At 66.4% G+C, this 16,415-nt stretch carries 17 protein-coding genes; 14 read left to right on the forward strand and 3 right to left on the reverse strand.

Features of this window, described 5'->3' with window-relative positions; all coding sequences use genetic code 11:
* Positions 1-86: 86 nt before the first annotated feature.
* Positions 87-782: a TetR/AcrR family transcriptional regulator gene (locus tag AC07RV_RS35105; RefSeq protein WP_016452567.1), complete on the reverse strand. Its 696-nt coding sequence runs from the start codon at positions 780-782 to the stop codon at positions 87-89.
* A 223-nt stretch (positions 783-1,005) separates the two neighbouring features.
* On the opposite strand from AC07RV_RS35105, the gene AC07RV_RS35110 reads away from it, so the two are divergent.
* From AC07RV_RS35110 to AC07RV_RS35170, 13 genes are all read left to right on the forward strand, one after another.
* Positions 1,006-2,571 (forward strand): AMP-binding protein, encoded by a 1,566-nt coding sequence (locus AC07RV_RS35110; protein WP_016452566.1) that lies wholly within the window; start codon positions 1,006-1,008, stop codon positions 2,569-2,571.
* 35 nt (positions 2,572-2,606) lie between these two features.
* A complete protein-coding gene (locus AC07RV_RS35115; protein ID WP_016452565.1) occupies positions 2,607-3,794 on the forward strand; it encodes a lipid-transfer protein in 1,188 nt (395 codons plus the stop codon).
* Between the two features lie 11 nt (positions 3,795-3,805).
* On the forward strand, positions 3,806-4,615 hold the full coding sequence (locus AC07RV_RS35120) for an SDR family NAD(P)-dependent oxidoreductase (protein ID WP_016452564.1): 810 nt from the start codon (positions 3,806-3,808) through the stop codon (positions 4,613-4,615).
* 37 nt (positions 4,616-4,652) lie between these two features.
* Complete coding sequence (locus AC07RV_RS35125) at positions 4,653-5,849, forward strand: ABC transporter substrate-binding protein (RefSeq protein ID WP_016452563.1); 1,197 nt, start codon at positions 4,653-4,655, stop codon at positions 5,847-5,849.
* Positions 5,850-5,909: 60 nt separating this feature from the next.
* Positions 5,910-6,755, forward strand: a complete 846-nt coding sequence (locus AC07RV_RS35130) for a branched-chain amino acid ABC transporter permease (RefSeq protein WP_296728518.1) — start codon at positions 5,910-5,912, stop codon at positions 6,753-6,755.
* Positions 6,752-7,720 (forward strand): branched-chain amino acid ABC transporter permease, encoded by a 969-nt coding sequence (locus AC07RV_RS35135; RefSeq protein ID WP_016452561.1) that lies wholly within the window; start codon positions 6,752-6,754, stop codon positions 7,718-7,720. Before AC07RV_RS35130 ends, AC07RV_RS35135 begins: the two co-directional genes overlap by 4 nt.
* Positions 7,717-8,469 carry an ABC transporter ATP-binding protein gene (locus AC07RV_RS35140; protein WP_016452560.1) on the forward strand — a complete coding sequence of 251 codons (753 nt, stop codon included), beginning with the start codon at positions 7,717-7,719 and terminating at the stop codon, positions 8,467-8,469. The genes AC07RV_RS35135 and AC07RV_RS35140 overlap by 4 nt, the downstream gene beginning before the upstream one ends.
* Positions 8,466-9,173, forward strand: a complete 708-nt coding sequence (locus AC07RV_RS35145) for an ABC transporter ATP-binding protein (protein WP_016452559.1) — start codon at positions 8,466-8,468, stop codon at positions 9,171-9,173. Before AC07RV_RS35140 ends, AC07RV_RS35145 begins: the two co-directional genes overlap by 4 nt.
* A gap of 40 nt (positions 9,174-9,213) precedes the next feature.
* A complete protein-coding gene (locus AC07RV_RS35150; protein ID WP_016452558.1) occupies positions 9,214-9,807 on the forward strand; it encodes a carboxymuconolactone decarboxylase family protein in 594 nt (197 codons plus the stop codon).
* An 11-nt stretch (positions 9,808-9,818) separates the two neighbouring features.
* Positions 9,819-11,423, forward strand: coding sequence for an AMP-binding protein (locus AC07RV_RS35155; protein WP_016452557.1), 1,605 nt, complete (start codon positions 9,819-9,821; stop codon positions 11,421-11,423).
* A 16-nt stretch (positions 11,424-11,439) separates the two neighbouring features.
* A complete protein-coding gene (locus AC07RV_RS35160; protein ID WP_016452556.1) occupies positions 11,440-12,273 on the forward strand; it encodes an SDR family NAD(P)-dependent oxidoreductase in 834 nt (277 codons plus the stop codon).
* A 9-nt stretch (positions 12,274-12,282) separates the two neighbouring features.
* The gene (locus AC07RV_RS35165) at positions 12,283-13,335 is read left to right on the forward strand and encodes an MBL fold metallo-hydrolase (RefSeq protein ID WP_016452555.1); all 1,053 of its coding nucleotides are present in this window, start codon (positions 12,283-12,285) and stop codon (positions 13,333-13,335) included.
* A gap of 255 nt (positions 13,336-13,590) precedes the next feature.
* Positions 13,591-13,803 (forward strand): hypothetical protein, encoded by a 213-nt coding sequence (locus AC07RV_RS35170; protein ID WP_016452554.1) that lies wholly within the window; start codon positions 13,591-13,593, stop codon positions 13,801-13,803.
* Positions 13,804-14,040: 237 nt separating this feature from the next.
* Here AC07RV_RS35170 and AC07RV_RS35175 read toward each other — a convergent pair whose 3' ends face one another.
* Positions 14,041-14,877 (reverse strand): AAA domain-containing protein, encoded by an 837-nt coding sequence (locus AC07RV_RS35175; RefSeq protein WP_200874531.1) that lies wholly within the window; start codon positions 14,875-14,877, stop codon positions 14,041-14,043.
* Positions 14,878-15,400: 523 nt separating this feature from the next.
* Here AC07RV_RS35175 and AC07RV_RS35180 point away from each other — a divergent pair.
* Positions 15,401-15,715, forward strand: coding sequence for a DUF736 domain-containing protein (locus AC07RV_RS35180; protein WP_016452552.1), 315 nt, complete (start codon positions 15,401-15,403; stop codon positions 15,713-15,715).
* 364 nt (positions 15,716-16,079) lie between these two features.
* Here AC07RV_RS35180 and AC07RV_RS35185 read toward each other — a convergent pair whose 3' ends face one another.
* Positions 16,080-16,373 (reverse strand): helix-turn-helix domain-containing protein, encoded by a 294-nt coding sequence (locus AC07RV_RS35185; protein ID WP_016452551.1) that lies wholly within the window; start codon positions 16,371-16,373, stop codon positions 16,080-16,082.
* Between the last annotated feature and the right edge of the window lie 42 nt (positions 16,374-16,415).

Genomic DNA, 16,415 nt, shown 5'->3' on the forward strand with positions numbered 1-16,415 from the left:
TGCCAGCTTCAACCACTAGGAAAACGTGCAGGTCTTGAAACATCACGTGCCGGCGCTTGTCGCAGCGGGTGTTGTGCAGACCTTCCCTAACCGCGATTCCAGGCGGCAATTAGCATCGTGCCGACTTCATCAGGGTCTGTATCTTTCTTTGTGACGGTGCGCTGCGAAGTGGCTCGGCTTGCCCGTACGCCCCTACGAGCCGCTTTTGGTGTGGCTGAGTCGATCAGTAGCCCACCTAGCAGCACCCGGTAGAACTCTTGGAATGCGTCCTCAAGGGTGAGATTGGCCTGGGCAAGGAATGCCGGGCGGCGCAGCCTTAGTGCGGCTCCCAGAATGAGTTCGGATACGACCAGCCCATGGCAGGGTGCGAAGACACCCTGGTGTACCCCATCGTCGATGAGTTGGGATAGCCTAAGGGTACGGACCTGCTGGTAGTGATCGAAGATACCTCTGGCAACTGCTGAATCTTCGACGTCCTTCAGGAACTGGACACCGATGCGACTAGCCGCCTGGACGCCTACGTCCAGGTAGGCAGCGAGTGCTGTCGTCAAATCCTGTTCACGGTGGATCAGTGCTTCGCCCTGTCTCAGGAGGCTATCGAAAAAGCGTTGCACGACGGCGCAGAAGATCTCTTCCTTCGTCTGCGCAATGTCGTAGAGGCGCCGCCGCGAGCAGTGCAGCCGTGCGGCGATTTCACCCACGGTCAGGCCTTTGACCCCCTCCGTCAGGAGCAGATGGGTCAGCGCATCGAAGAACTCTTCGTCTGTGAGCTTCTTTTTCATGCGGGTTTCTCCTAATGAGACATGGTACCAAGTCAATTGACTTGGTACCAATCGAGCGCGTCTAATGGTACCAATTTAAAAGAAATGGTACCGCTTGAACAGCATGCAAGGGGCATCACCGAATGCAGAGGCCTCCAGCTGAACGCCGCCGCCGCAGGCATGTGAATTGTCTGCGATAGCTGTTCCACCGAACCAGACTTGACTTGAACGGAGAAGCACAGCAATGAATCTGCTGGACTATTTCGATGCTGGTGCTACCAGCCATCCGGATGCGCCTTGTTTCGTGGACTGCGGGCGTGATACCCCGGCCGTCACCTATGCGCAAGCGGGAGCGCTCACGTGCCAGATCGCACGGGGGCTACAGGCCTTGGGACTCGCACCTGGTTTTCACGGCGCAGTGCTGAGCGGCAATGCCGGGGCTGCTTTCGTGGCGCTGCTGGGGGTGTTGCGCGGAGGGGGTGTCTGGCTGCCCGTTAATGCGCGCAACAGCGTGGAGACCAACATCGAGTTCCTGCAGGACATGGACTGCGACGTCCTTTTCTATCAGGCCCGCTATATCAGCCAGGTCGCCGAGATCCGCGGCAAGGTCCCCCGCATTCGTCACTACATAGCTCTGGAAGAGGCCGATGGGGCGGATCTGTCGATTGCTCGGTTGATCCAAGGCCAGCCGCCCGAGATGTACGCAGCGCCGCTGCAGCCGCGGGGGCTGGCCATGATCATGGGTACCGGTGGCACCACGGGGCGCTCGAAGGGCGTCATGCTCAGCCACCGCAACCTGACGGCGACCATGGCCAACCATATGTCGGCCATGAACATTACCGACTGCATGACCGTGCTGGCGGCGGCACCTATCACCCACACGGCGGGGCTGGTGTCGCTGCCCTTCATGGCGCGCGGTGGCCGCGTTGTCCTGATGGACGGGATTGATCCGCAGAACCTGCTCAAGGTGATCGAGCAGGAGCGGGTCAACATGCTGTTCCTGCCCCCAACAGTCATCTATACGCTACTGGCGCAGCCCAACGTCCGCGATTTCGACTTTTCCGCGCTGCGCTACCTCATGTACGGCGCCGCACCCATGTCGCCCGACAAACTGGCGGAGGCCATCGATGTGTTCGGCCCCGTCATGCTGCAGATCTATGGCCAGGCGGAAGTGCCTGGCGCGATCTCCGTGCTGCGGGTCGAGGACCATTTCATCGACGGGCAGGTGGCGCCCCGCCAGCGCCTGCTGAGCGCGGGGCGCCGCTTCCCCTTCACGCGGGTGGCGGTCATGGACGACGACGGCAGCCTGCTCACCCAGCCGGGGGCCGTGGGCGAGATCGTCGCGCAGGGCGACATCGTGACCGAGGGCTACTACAAGAACCCCGAGGCCACGGCTGAAGTGCAGCGCCACGGCTGGCACTGCACGGGCGACGTGGGCTATTTCGACGAGCAGGGCTTCCTGTTCATCGTTGACCGCAAGAAGGACATGATCGTCACGGGCGGCTTCAACGTCTTCTCGTCCGAGGTCGAGGCCGCCGTCATGGCCCACCCGGCCGTGAAGGACTGCGCCGTCATCGGCGTGCCCGACGACAAGTGGGGCGAGGCCGTCAGGGCGGTCATCGAGCTGCGCCCGGGCCAGTCCGTGGAGCCGCAGGCGCTCATCCAGTTCGTCAAGGACCGCCTGGGCAGCATCAAGGCGCCCAAGGAGGTCGAGATCGTCGCGCAGCTGCCGCGCAGTGCGGTGGGCAAGGTCTTGAAGAAAGAAGTCCGCAAGAAGTATTGGCACGCGCAGGAGCGCATGGTTTCCTGACGCACGTTTGGTGATTCAACCCCGGAGGTATCGCAATGCAAGAGCCCGTTCTCGTTGCCGGTGTCGGCATGACCCCTTTCAAGAAACCCGGCGACAACCTGCCGTACCCGGAAATGGCTGCGCAGGCGATCCGCGAGGCGCTGCAGGACGCGGGCCTCACCTACTCCGACGTGCAGGACGTCTATGCGGGCTACGTCTATGGCGACTCGGCCAGCGGCCAGCGCGCGGTCTACGAGGTCGGCATGACCGGGGTGCCGGTGATCAACGTCAACAACAACTGCTCCTCCGGCTCCACGGCCCTGTACATGGCGCGCAAGGCCGTGGCCAACGGCTCGGCGGACTGCGCGCTGGCGGTGGGTTTCGAACAGATGCCCGCCGGCGCCCTGAGGGCGTACTGGGACGACCGGCCCGATCCGCTCGACCACTTCAACGGGGTCATGGACGAGATCTTCGGCCACCCCGAGCTGCCCATGGCGATCCGCTACTTCGGCGCGGCGGGCCGCGAGCACATGGAGCGGTACGGCACCCCGCTGGACACCTTCGCCAGGATCCGCGCCAAGGCCAGCCGCCACGCTGCGCGCAATCCGCTGGCGCTGTTCCGCAAGGAGGTGACGGTGGAGGAGGTGCTGGCCAGCTCGCCCCTGGTGCCCGGCGCCATGACCCGCCTGATGGCCTGCCCGCCGACCTGCGGCGCCGCTGCCGCCGTCTTCGTGAGCAAGAAGTTCGCCCAGAAGATGGGCCTCTCCGCCAACGTGCAGGTGTTGGCGCAGTCGCTGGTGTCCGACCGCCCCGGCGCGTTCGCCGACAAGTCCGCGATTTCCGTTGTGGGCTTCGACATGACGCGCGAGGCCGCCCGCCAGGTCTACGAGGCGGCAGGCGTGGGACCGCAGGACATCGACGTGTGCGAGCTGCACGACTGCTTTGCGCAGAACGAGCTGCTCAGCTACGAGGGCCTGGGTTTCTGCGCCGTCGGCGAGGGCCGGGCCTTCGTCGAGTCGGACAGCAACACCTATGGCGGCGCGGTCGTCGTCAACCCCTCGGGCGGGCTGCTGTCCAAGGGCCATCCGCTGGGCGCGACCGGCTTGGCGCAGTGCTACGAGCTGACCCACCAACTGCGCGGCAGCGCCGAAGCACGCCAAGTGGAGGGTGCACGCCTGGCCTTGCAGCACAACGCGGGCCTGGGCGGCGCCACCGTGGTGACCCTGTACGGGCGCGCGGACTGAGGGACGAGATCATGGTGAAACGCCTGGAAGGCAAGGTGGCCCTGGTCACCGGTTGCGGATCATCGGGGCCCGGCTGGGGCAATGGCAAGGCCATGGCCGTGTTGTTCGCCCGCGAAGGGGCGAAGGTCTATGGCTGCGACATCCACCTGGACGCAGCGCGCGAGACCGAGTCGATCGTGCGGGAAGAGGGCGGGGCCATGAGCGTGGCCCAGTGCGACGTGACCGACCCCGGCGCGGTGGAAGCGCTGGTCCAGGATTGCGTGACCACCTATGGCGACATCGACATCCTGGTGAACAACGTCGGCACCGCCCGCCTGGGTGGGGTCGTCGAGCAGAGCCTGGAGGACTGGCGCCTGGTCTTCGACATCAACCTCACCTCCATGTTCCTGACCTGCAAGCATGCGATCCCCTCCATGCTCCGGAAAGGCCGGGGGAGCATCGTCAACATCGGCTCGGTAGCCGGCGTGCGCGACAGCGGCGTGGCCTACGTGTCCTACAGCGCCTCGAAGGCCGCGGTGCTCGGCTTCTCCCGCAGCGTCGCCCTGGAATACGCCAAGCGGGGCATCCGCTCGAACGTGCTGATGCCGGGCCTGATGAATACGCCCATGGTCCGACAGCCCGTGCTGTCGCTGGCGGACGGGTACCGGGAAGCGTCGCAGGAGGAAATGCTGGCCAAGCGGGACCGGCAGTGCCCCATGGGCCACATGGGAGACGCATGGGACGTGGCCACCACGGCCCTGTGGCTGGCGAGTGACGAATCCAAGTACGTCACGTCCGCCGAAATCATGGTCGATGGCGGTATTTCCGCCCGCATCGGCTGACCTGGAATACATGCAAATCAACGACAGGAGACACATCATGGTTAGCGTTGCGAAATGGTTTAAAAAGGGCATGGTGGTCGCCGCGGCGGCGGCCATGGGGCTGGTGTCCAACGGGCATGCCCAGTCCAAGCCCGAGAAGTTCAAGATCGGCGGCGTGCTGTCGCTCTCCGGTCCCTACGGGCTGCTGGGCGAGGACATGCGCCGGGGCGTGCAGATCGCCGTCGAGGAGCGCGGCGGCAAGGTGATGGGCGTGCCCATCGAAGTCACCTGGGAGGACGACGAAACCAAGCCCCAGCCCGCCGTGCAGAAGGCCACCAAGCTGATCTCCGAGGGCTCGCACATGATCTTCGGTGCGCTCAGCTCCGCCTCCACGCTGGCGGTCATGAACCTGGCCAAGCAGCGCAAGGTGCCCCACCTCGTCACCATCTCGGCGGACGACAAGATCACCGTGCCCGGCGGCTCCCGCTACACCTTCCGTACATCGAACAACCTGGGCATGGAAAACCGCATGGCGCTGGCGTACATGCAGGACAGGAAGCTCAAGAAGATCTACATCGTTACCGCCGACTACCAGGCCACCCGTGACGGCTACGAGTGGATCAAGCAGCAGACCGGCCCCAACGGTATCCAGATCGTGGGTGAGGACTTCCCGCCCCTGGGCAACCGCGACTATTCGTCCATCGTGGACAAGATCGCCAAGTCCGACGCCGACGGCGTGCTGCTGATGCTGACGGGCTCGGACGTGGTTACTTTGCTCAAGCAGGCCGGCCAGGTGAACCTGGGCAAGAGCAAGGTGCTTTTCGGACCCGTGGCCGCCGATGAAACCATGGCGGCGGCCGTGGGGCCGGCCTCGCTGGGCGTCAATTCCGGCCTGCGCTACGACCACACCATCGACACCGCCGCCAACCGCAAGTTCGTCGAGGCCTACCGCAAGAAGTTCGGCATCTTCCCCAGCATGACGGCCGGGGAGGCCTACGACGGCATGGCGTGGTGGCTGGACACGGTGGAAAAGACCGGCTCCTGGGACAAGGAGAAGTGGGTGGACGCCTTCGCCGCCAGCGTCCGCGAGAACTCCGTGGAAGGCAAGAAGACCATGCGTGCCTGCGACCACCAGGCCCTGCAGCCGGGCTTCTGGGGCGAGGTGGTGCAGGGCACCCCGCCAGCCCCCGCGCTGACGATGAAGATCACCAAGGTCTTTCCCGAAGAGAAGCTGTTCGAGGCCTGCAAGAACTGAAGGCCGCAGCGGGAGGCCGCCCCGGCCTTCCGCACTCGGTGAATCGCTATGTCAACTATCGTGATCGGCTTGAGCCTGGGCATGCTGCTGTTTTTGCTGGCGGCGGGCCTGACGCTCATCTTCGGCATGCTGGGTGTGATCAATTTTGCCCACGGTGCCATCTATATGTTGGGCGCCTACGTCTCGTATGAAACGGGGCGGCGCACGGGCTCGTTCCTCATGGGCGTGCTGGCCGCTACGTTCTTCACCGCGCTGGCGGGCGCGGTGATCGAGAAGCTGGCGCTGCGACCGCTCTACGAGCGCCCGCACTTCTACCAGCTGATCCTGACCTTCGGCCTGATCCTGATCCTGAGCGACGTGGTGCGCTTCGTCTGGGGCCCCGGCTACCAGGAGGTGGCGATTCCGCCGCTGTGGAACGGCACCGTGGACATGCTGGGCAGCACGATCCCGATGTACCGGCTGTTCGTGATCGGGTTCGGCGCTCTCGTCTCGGCGGGCCTGTACTTGGTGCTTGAGAAGAGCACTTTCGGCATGCTCGTGCGGGCCGCCAGCAGCGACGCGGAAATGGTGCGCATCCTGGGCCTGCCAGTGGGCGCGATCCGCATGGCGGTCTTCGCCACGGGCTGTGGCCTGTCGGGCCTGGCGGGCGCGATCGCGGCGCCGCTGTTCCCCATCGAGCTGGGTATGGCGACCAACACCATCATCGACTGCTTCATCGTCGTGATCCTGGGTGGGCTGGGGAACATCCGGGGGGCGATCGCGGCGTCCATGCTGATCGGCATGGTGCGTGCCCTGGGCTACGTGTACCTGCCCGGCTGGGTGGACATCATGACCTTCGTGCTGCTGATCGGCACCCTCTTGACGCGCCCGCAGGGCTTGTTCTACCGCGCGGCGAGGACGGCATGAAACTCTCCCTGTTCGACATCTGCTTCGGCCTGCTGCTGGCCGCGGCCGGCATCCTGCTGCCCTTCCTCAACCCGAGTGAAGCGCTGATCCAGCTGGTCACCCTGGCGGCCATCTGGGCGATCTTCGCCATCGGCTTCGACTTCGTGTTCGGCGCTTTGGGCATGGTGTCCTTCGGGCACGCCACCTTCCTCGGGGTGGGCGGCTACGCCGTGGCCCTGGCGACGCAGAAATACGGGCTGCCTTTCTCCGCCGGCGTGGGCCTGGCCATCATCGTGGGGGCTGCGTTCGCCCTGCTGTTCAGCTTCTTCGCGCTGCGGGTGTCCGGCATCTTCTTCGCGCTGGTGACCCTGGCGCTGTCCCAGCTGATCTTCATCCTGGCGGACAGCAAGCTGCGCGGCTTCACTGGCGGGTCGGACGGCATCTCGGGCGTGGAGCGCCCGGGCTTCCTGGGCATCGACTTCTACGACCCCGTCCACTACTACTGGTTCGTGCTGGGCGTGTATGCCCTGGTCATGCTGGCGGTGATCTCGCTGCGCAGTTCGCCGTTCGGCCGCGTGATCGCGGCGATCCGTGGCAACGAGACCCGCGCCGACCAACTGGGCTTCAACGTCAACCGCTACAAGCAGATCACCTTCGTGATCTCGGGCGGCCTGAGCGGCCTGGCGGGGGCGCTGCTGGCCTCGCTGCTGATGTACATGAACCCGCAGATGCTGCACTGGACCACCTCGGGGGACGTGATCATCATGACCCTGCTGGGCGGCTCCGGCTCGCTGTGGGGCGCCACCGTCGGCGTGATCGCCTTCGAGGTGCTCAAGGAATGGCTGAGCAGCTGGACCGAGTACTGGTACGGCGTGCTGGGCCTGGTGTTCATCCTTGCAACCATCTTCTTCCCGCGCGGCATCGTTGGCGAGCTGGAGCAGGGTTTCGCGGCCTACCAGAAGAACCGGCGCGGAGGTGCGCGATGAGCCAGGCAGCACTGCGGTGCGAGGGCGTGACTGTCAGCTACGGCGCCCTGAAGGCGGTCAACGACGTCAGCCATGAATTCCTGGAGGGCTGCATCTACGGCCTGATCGGACCCAACGGCGCGGGCAAGACCACGCTGCTGAACGTGCTGGCCGGGCGGCAGATGCGCCATGCGGGCAAGGTGTACTGCGGCGGCCGGGAGATCAGCCAGCGCCCCGCCTACGAACGGGCCCGCATGGGCATCGGGCGCAGCTTCCAGATCATCAAGATCTTCGGCGAAATGACGGTGGCCGAGAACCTGCTGGTCGCGGCCCAGTCCCGCCGGCCCGGGTTCCAGCCCTTCTGGATGAGCCGCCACTTCGACCGGCAGTTCCGCGAGCAGCTGGATGCCATCCTGGAGCTGACGGGGCTGGCGGCCCACCGCGACGACGTCGCGGGCACGCTGCCCTACGGCCTGCAGCGCTCGCTGGAACTGGGCGTGACCCTGCTGCCCGATCCCAGGATTTTGCTGCTGGACGAACCGCTGGCGGGCATCGGCCACCACGAGATCCAGGCCGCGCTGGCCCTGATCCGCAAGGCCGCGCAGGGGCGCACGGTGCTGCTGATCGAGCACAACATGGATGCGGTGATGTCGCTGTCCCACGAAATCGTGGTCATGAGCAACGGCTCGGTCATCGCCTGCGGCGCCCCCGAGGACATCCGCAGGAACGAAGCGGTGCGGTCGATTTACCTTGGGGAGGACGCGCAGTGATCGAACTCGAAAAAGCCAGCGTCAGGTACGGCCAGGCCCTGGCGCTGGAAGAAATCTCCGTGCGGATCGATTTCCATGAAATCGTCGCCATCGTCGGGCGCAACGGCGCAGGCAAAACCACGCTGCTCAAGGCCCTGGTCGGCCTGATGCCCCTGGTGGCCGGCCGGCGCCTGCTGGGCGAGCAGGACATTTCGGGCCTGGGCGTGGAGGCCATCGCCAAGCTCGGCGTGGCGCTGGTGCCGGACACGCGCCGCATCTTCCCCAACCTGTCGGTGCTGGAGAACCTCAAGATCGGCGCGCTGGCCCACCAGCCGGGGCACTGGACCCTCGACCGGGTGCTGGACGCCTTCCCGCGCCTGCGGGAACGGCTGGACTTCGGCGGCGACCAGCTCTCCGGCGGCGAGCAGCAGATGCTGTCGATCGGGCGCGCCCTGCTGGGCAACCCGCGCATGCTGCTGCTCGACGAACCCACCGAGGGGCTGGCGCCGGTCATCGTGGACCAACTGGTCCGCGTGTTCAGCGAAGTCCATCGCCAGGGCACCGGCATCGTGCTGGTGGAGCAGAACCTCAAGGTGCCCCTGAAGCTGGCCCACCGCCAGTACGTGCTGGACCATGGCCAGGTCGCCTGGTCCGGCACGGCCCAGGAACTGGACGCGCAGCGCGCCCACGTCGAGGGCCTCATCACGACGGGCGCAGCGGCGTGACCGCTCCGTGCCCATGCAAACCCCAATCCAAGGCATGCCCATGAACGCCCGCACCGCCGCGCGCATCGCGCCCCTGCATGAAAGCGACCCCCGCTCGCGCGACCCCGTGCTCGAAGAGCTGGTGGATTTCGTCGGCTACCGCCCGAATGCGCTGCTGACCATGGCGCGCAAACCCGGCGTGGTGCCCGCGCTGCTCAAGCTGTTGAGCGTGACGCTGCGCGGCGACGGGCAGCTCACCCAGGCGCTGCGCTTCCTGATCGCCGCGGAAGCCGCGCGCGGTGCGCGCTGTCGCTATACGACGACGCACCTCGTCCACGCCGCCCACCACCTGGGCGTGGGCTGGGACAAGCTGGCCGCGCTGCCGTCCTACCGGGACGACCCTCGGTACACCGAGCAGGAGCGCAAGGCGCTGGCCATCGCCACCGCAGGCGGCAGCCTGCCGGTGCGCGAACCGGGCCAGGCCATCGACCAGGCCCGGCAGGTCTTCTCCGAGGAGGAAATCGTCGAGATCGTGTCCTGCGTGGCCATGGTCGGCTGGTTCAATCGCTGGAACGGCCTGATGGGCTCGGAGCTGGAGCCCATGCCCTCGGAGGCGCTGGCCCACGTTCCCTGGCTCCAGGATCTCGAAGTCTGAAAGAGAAGGCCATGTACAGCCGCATCCACGAACCCCACGCATGCACGCTGACCGATGCCCTGCGCGAATGGGCCGCCAGCCGCCCCGCAGCGCCCTGGCTGGAGGACAGCCAGGGCATCGCCTTCACCGTGGGGCAGGCGTTCACCAGCAGCCAGCGGTTTGCGAGCTTCCTGCACCACCAACTGGGCGTGCAGCCCGAAGAGCGCGTTGGCGTCTTCATGTCCAACAGCTGCGCCATGGTGGCGACCACGTTCGGCATCGGCTACCTGCGGGCCACGGCGGTGATGCTCAACACCGAGCTGCGTTCCTCCTTCCTCCGCCACCAGTTGAACGATTGCCAACTGGCCACCATCGTGGTGGACTCCGCGCTGGTCGAGCACGTCGCCAGCCTGGCGGATGAGCTGCCCCACCTGCGCACCCTGGTCGTGGTGGGCGACGCGCCCGCCGCCGTGCCCGAACGCTGGCGGCAGGTGGCCTGGATGGACAGCAGCGCCTGCGCGCCGTGGGAAGGCCCCGCGCCCCGGCCCGAGGACATCTTCTGCATCATGTACACCTCCGGCACTACCGGGCCCAGTAAGGGCGTGCTGATGCCGCACTGCCACTGCGCCCTGCTCGGGCTGGGGGCGATACGCAGCCTGGAGATCACCGAGGCCGACAAGTACTACATTTGCCTGCCCCTGTTCCATGCCAACGGTCTGTTCATGCAACTGGGGGCGACGGTGCTGGCGGGCATACCGGCCTTCCTCAAGCAGCGGTTCAGCGCCAGCACTTGGCTGGCCGACATCCGCCGCAGCGGCGCCACGCTGACCAACCACCTGGGCACGACGGCCATGTTCGTCATCAACCAGCCGCCCACGGAGCAGGACCGCGACCACCGCCTGCGCGCCAGCCTGAGCGCGCCCAACCCGGCCCAGCACGAGGCCGTGTTCCGCGAGCGCTTCGGCGTGAAGGACGTGCTGTCTGGGTTCGGCATGACCGAGGTCGGCATTCCCATCTGGGGGCGCATCGGGCACGCTGCGCCGAACGCGGCCGGCTGGGCGCACGAGGACCGTTTCGAGATCTGCATCGCCGACCCCGAGACCGATGTGCCGGTGCTGGCCGGGCAAGTGGGCGAAATCCTGGTGCGGCCCAAGGTGCCCTTCGGCTTCATGGCGGGCTACCTGAACGTCCCGGCGAAAACGGTCGAGGCCTGGCGCAACCTCTGGTTCCACACGGGCGATGCAGGCACGCGGGACGAACAGGGGCTTATCACCTTCGTGGACCGCATCAAGGACTGCATCCGCCGCCGGGGCGAGAACATCTCGGCCACCGAGGTCGAGGTCGTGGTGGGCCAGTTGCCCGGCGTCCATGAAGTGGCGGCCTACGCCGTTCCGGCGCAGGGCGCGGGCGGGGAGGACGAGGTGATGCTCGCCCTGGTGCCCAGCGAGGGAGCGGCGCTGGACATGGCGGACATCGTCCGCCAGGCCAGCGCCCAACTGCCACGCTTCGCCAAGCCGCGCTACCTGCGCCAGATGGACAGCCTGCCCAAGACGGCGACCGGCAAGATCCAGCGCGCCGTCCTGCGCCAGCAAGGCAGCGCCGGCGCCTACGACGCCGAGGCGGCACCCGCCCGGTAAACAGGAGGAGCACACCATGTCGGAAAAACTGCGCGGCAAGGTGGCCGTGGTCACCGGCTCGGGCCGGGGTATTGGCCGGGCGATGGCCCTCAAGCTCGCGGGCGAAGGGGCCCGGCTCGTCCTCAACGACCTCGACGACGAACCCGCCATGGCCGTGCGCGAGGAGATCATCGCGCTGGGCGGCGAGGCGGTGGCCTGCTGCGGCAGCGTGGCCGAAGCCGGTTTCGCCGACCGGCTGATCGGCACGGCCACCGGCGCGTTTGGCGGGCTGGACATCCTCATCAACAACGCGGGCTACACCTGGGACAACGTCATCCAGAAGATGAGCGACGCGCAGTGGGACGCGATGATCGACGTGCACCTGACCGCGCCGTTCCGCATCCTGCGCGCGGCGCAGCCGGTGGTCCGCGCGCTGAGCCGGGCCGACGCCGAGGCCGGCCGCCGTGTGGTGCGCAAGGTGGTCAACGTCTCCTCGGTCTCGGGCGTCTTCGGCAATGCGGGGCAGGTCAACTACTCCGCCGCCAAGGCGGGCATCGTGGGCCTGACCATGGCGCTGGCCAAGGAGTGGGGGCGCCTGAACACCACGGTCAATTGCGTGGCCTACGGCCTCATCCGCACCCGCATGACCGAGGCCACCGCCGATTCCGACGCCGCCATCCAGGTCGAGGGACGCGAGATCAAGGTGGGCGTGAACCCGGACCTGATGGCAGCGATGGAGCGGAACATTCCGCTGGGCCGGGCCGGCACGCCCGAGGAGGCCGCCGGCGCGGCCTACCTGTTCTGCATTCCCGAGTCCGACTACGTGAGCGGCCAGACCCTGCTGTGCACGGGCGGGCTCACTGGCATATAACCTGATGCGATGACGAAGCCAGACACCCCCGCGCTGACCTACCCCTTCGAGCCCCCGGCGTCGCACCACACGGTCGAGGTCGCCCCCGGCGTGCGCTGGATCCGGCTGTCCATGCCGTTCCGGCTCGACCACATCAACGTCTGGGCCATCGACACGCACGATGGCTGGGTGCTGGTGGACACCGGCCTGAACAACCCCACCACCGTGGCCGACTGGCTGGCGCTGATGGGTGAGGGGCCGCTGGCGCGACCGCTGCAGGGCGTGTACACCACGCACATGCACCCCGACCACATCGGGCTGGCAGGCTGGTTCACGCGCCGCGCTGGCGTGCCGCTGCACATGAGCCGCCTGGAATACCTGAGCTGCCGCGTGATGCACGCCGACACGAACCGCGAGGCGCCGCCCGACGGCGTGCTGTTCCACCGCCGCGCGGGCTGGTCGGAGGCAGCCATCGAGGGCTACCGCAGCCGCTTCGGCAGCTTCGGCAAGCACATCCATGCGCTGCCCGAGAGCTTCCGGCGCCTGCAGGATGGCGACCTGCTGCAGTTGGGCGCGCACGCCTGGCGGGTCATCACCACCGGCGGCCATTCGCCGGAGCATGCCTGCCTGTACTGCCCCGGCCTGAAACTGCTGGTTGCGGGCGACCAGGTGCTGCCGCGCATCTCGTCGAACGTGTCGGTGTTCGCCACCGAGCCGCAGGCCAATCCGCTCAAGGAGTGGTTCGAGTCGCTGGACAAGCTGGCGCGGGAAGTGCCCGCCGATGTGCTGGTGCTGCCCTCGCACAATGAACCCTTCTACGGGCTGCACGAACGCCTGGGCTCGCTGCGCGCCGGTCAGGAGCGGGCGCTGGAACGGCTGCGCCAGTCGCTGACGGGCGGGCCGCAGCGCATCGTGGACGTGTTCCCCGCCTTGTTCCACCGTGCCATCGATGAGCAGGACGGGCAGCAACTGAGTCTCGCCACGGGCGAGGCCGTGGCCTGTATGAATTACTTCATCGCGGAAAGCGCCGTAGGGTGCACCGTGGATGGGAGCGGCGTCGCATGGTATGAGCTGAAGTCGTGAGGCCGCACCATCTCCGGCCTCAGCTACCTCATTCATTGAGAGGGCAGTCCACGCTGGTGTTTACGACTTTAGATAGGCAGCGGCCTGGCTGGGCATTGCGAACAGCCGCATGGATGCTGGGTGGGTGTTTACGACTTTAATTGCCCAGAATAGCCACCGTGATGCATGAACCTGCCGAGGCATTGGCCGCCTGACCCATGCCGCAGGCAAGCGCCCGGGCCAAGGCCGGAGCGCTTTGCCGCAGGGAGCCGAACCATGCCCACCATCAACATCACCAGTGGCCCGCGCATGGCGGCGGTCTACGCGCCCGGCACGGTACGCGCCCGCCGCTGGCACGGCGAGGGCGATGTGCGCGGTTACCGTCCGCCCTCGGGCTGGATGGCCCGAGCCGATCTCACCGACATTCATCCCATCACGGGCCGTGCCTTAGCGCGGGCCGTGTGGTGGATCATTGAGACAAAGGAATAACCATCGTCAGCACCGCGCCTAGGTCGTTTCGCCCTAGGCGCGGTGAGCTTCAAAAATCCGGGCGCGGCGGTGGCCGCGCCCGGTGTCGAAGGCATTGCTGCATTGCGCAATGCCTTCGGGCACTGGCCCGTCCAGGGCCAGTGTCAGGAGGTGGCCGGGCGGCACACTCGGTAGTTGCAGGGAAGTCAAGGCTTGCCGCCAGTATGACCTGTGCATGCACGGTCTCAGCCTGCACAATTATTGAGGTTGAGTCATCGCCACGGCTTCATGTTCGGGAAGACGCTGGAGCGGCAAGAGATCCATGACATCACAAAACAGAGCGCGGTTCTGCCAGTCGTTGCGGTCGCCGATCACATAGAAGCGCCGCTTCGCCCGCGTTGCCGCCACGTTCAGCAGGTTGGGCTCCGAGACCGCCCAGTCGCGTGCGCCGGGACCGTCGGTATTTCCGCCCAACACCATGATGACAACCGGCGCTTCCTTTCCCTGCATGGTGTGGATGGTTCCGGAAACCATCGTGTCGCCGAGCAAGCGTTTGAGGTTCTCCAGGACATTCTTGAAGGGCGTGATGACCGAAATGTCGGCTGCATTCACTCCGTCCTCATGAAGCAAGGCCAGCAGCGCCCGCAGGGCTTTTCCTTCAGCCGGCACCCAGTTCCCGTCGGATGTTCCACTGGCGTGAATCCACCCCGTAGGCAGTCGGGCGGGGGTTTCCTTGTCGGCTCGCGGTGCGATGGTGCCGTACACCATCGCACCGTCGTAGGCGATGCGGTTGGCCAGTCCGTGCATCGGCTTGTCGCAGCGCCGGTGCACGGCCAACGGCAACCCCACCCACGTCTTGCTGTCGGCCGGTCCCGCCATGCGGCCCCACGCAGTAGCCTGGTCCGCCAAGGTTTGCGCGGATTGTCGGTTGGGGAGCCAATGTGCATCGACACGGTAGCGCGTGCGCATGTGTTCCAGCACTGCGTCGGACATCCCCGCCGCGCGAGCTTGGCGCCCCTCAAATACCGCCGAACCGGCGATGCCGGATCGACCCGGCCAACGCCCCGCCACGATGGACGAGGCGCTGGCGAACACGCTGGCGCTTACTGCGGCAGGTTGTACGAATGCGTGCCGTCCTCAACGCTGGCGGTTCTCGCCCATCACGTCACGAAGGACGGTTCACGGACATCCCGCCCGGCATCGCCATGGAGCTTCCACGCCACGCCTCAAGACCGGCGCCGCAAGGTGCGGCCGGGGCGTTCTCGCTTGTCGTCGGGTGGTTGACCCGGCCCGCGTCAGTGGGCGAGCCGGTGCAGCCTTCGTGCGGGGATGCCGAGTCGGCCCTGTCTCTTTTCGGTGCGGTTCGGCCCAAGGCGTCCTTGTGTTGTTGTGAATCCTGGCGGGGGCGCGGCTGCGCCTCGGGCTTCATGGCTGCAACCGTCCAGCGAAAACAATTTCCCCGCCGCTGCGCGGCTTCCTCGCGCAGCAAATTCTTTTCGCCTCCCGGCTCTCCACTGCGTTTCGACCGCAAGCGGTGCAGCCCGCCCGTCCCCCGCCGGCCGGATCACAACAAGGACGCGATGGGCGCGAACCTTGTTCCACCAAAAGGAGTTTCATCATGGCCAACATCGGCAGCTTCACCGCAGACAAAGACGGCTACACCGGCACGCTTCGCACCCTGACGCTCAACGTCAAGGTCAAGCTGGTGCCCAACGACAAGGGGGACAACGAGAAGGCCCCGGACTTTCGCCTGCAGGCCGCCAGCCACGATATCGGCGCGGCGTGGAAGAAGACCAGCGAGGCCGGGCGGGAGTACATCTCCGTGACCCTTGACGATCCTTCGTTCCCGGCCACGGTCTATGCCCGCCTGATCGAAGGCGAGGACGGCACGCACGACCTGATCTGGTCGCGCAGCAAGCCCCAGGCGGCGTGACCGCCACAGCGCCCCGCCCACGTGGCGGGGCGCTGTGCTGCCTTCGCGGCACTTCAAGGAGGCAACACCATCGCCAAGGCTGCGCCGTGTCGAGCGGCTTTCGCATGTGTTGAGTTGCCCGCCGCAAGCGGTGGCCGGGCGTGTCGGTGCGTTGCACCGCCGGGCTTTACGGGCTGCGCCCCGTGCCGACTTCGCCGTCACGGCCATCCGGCTGCAATCCCTCACGCCTTCGCGCCTGCGGCGCTGCGCGCTTCGCTTGCCTCCTGGGGAAAGCCCTGTGGCCTATCCCCGCCGCGCGATGCTTGGCGCCCCTGCAGTCCCCGAACCGGCTGAGCCGGATCGGCCACGCCAGCAACGTCGCACGCTATGGCGTGTCACTCTTCTTCGCCACAGTCTCCAACTCCTGGCGCACCTGCACCAGAAGCTGATCAACCTGCTGCAGGTCGTCGCCGGCATAGGCCAGCGTCAGCAGCGTGAGCGGGTGCACCTCCATGACCTCGCACAGCTCGGCCAGCTTGTTCAGGGTGGGGCTTTTGAGGTCGCGCTCCAGCGTGCTCATGTAGGTGCGGCTGGACACGTCGGAGAACGCCTCCTGGCTCAATCCACGCGCTTTCCTGATGGTCTTTAGTGCCTCCGACAATGTATGTTTCGCTGCCAACCCTGGATCTCCCCAAAATCCAAGATGACAGCCGATTGCGCC

It is taken from the genome of Variovorax sp. GW821-FHT09B01 (genome assembly GCF_059418345.1).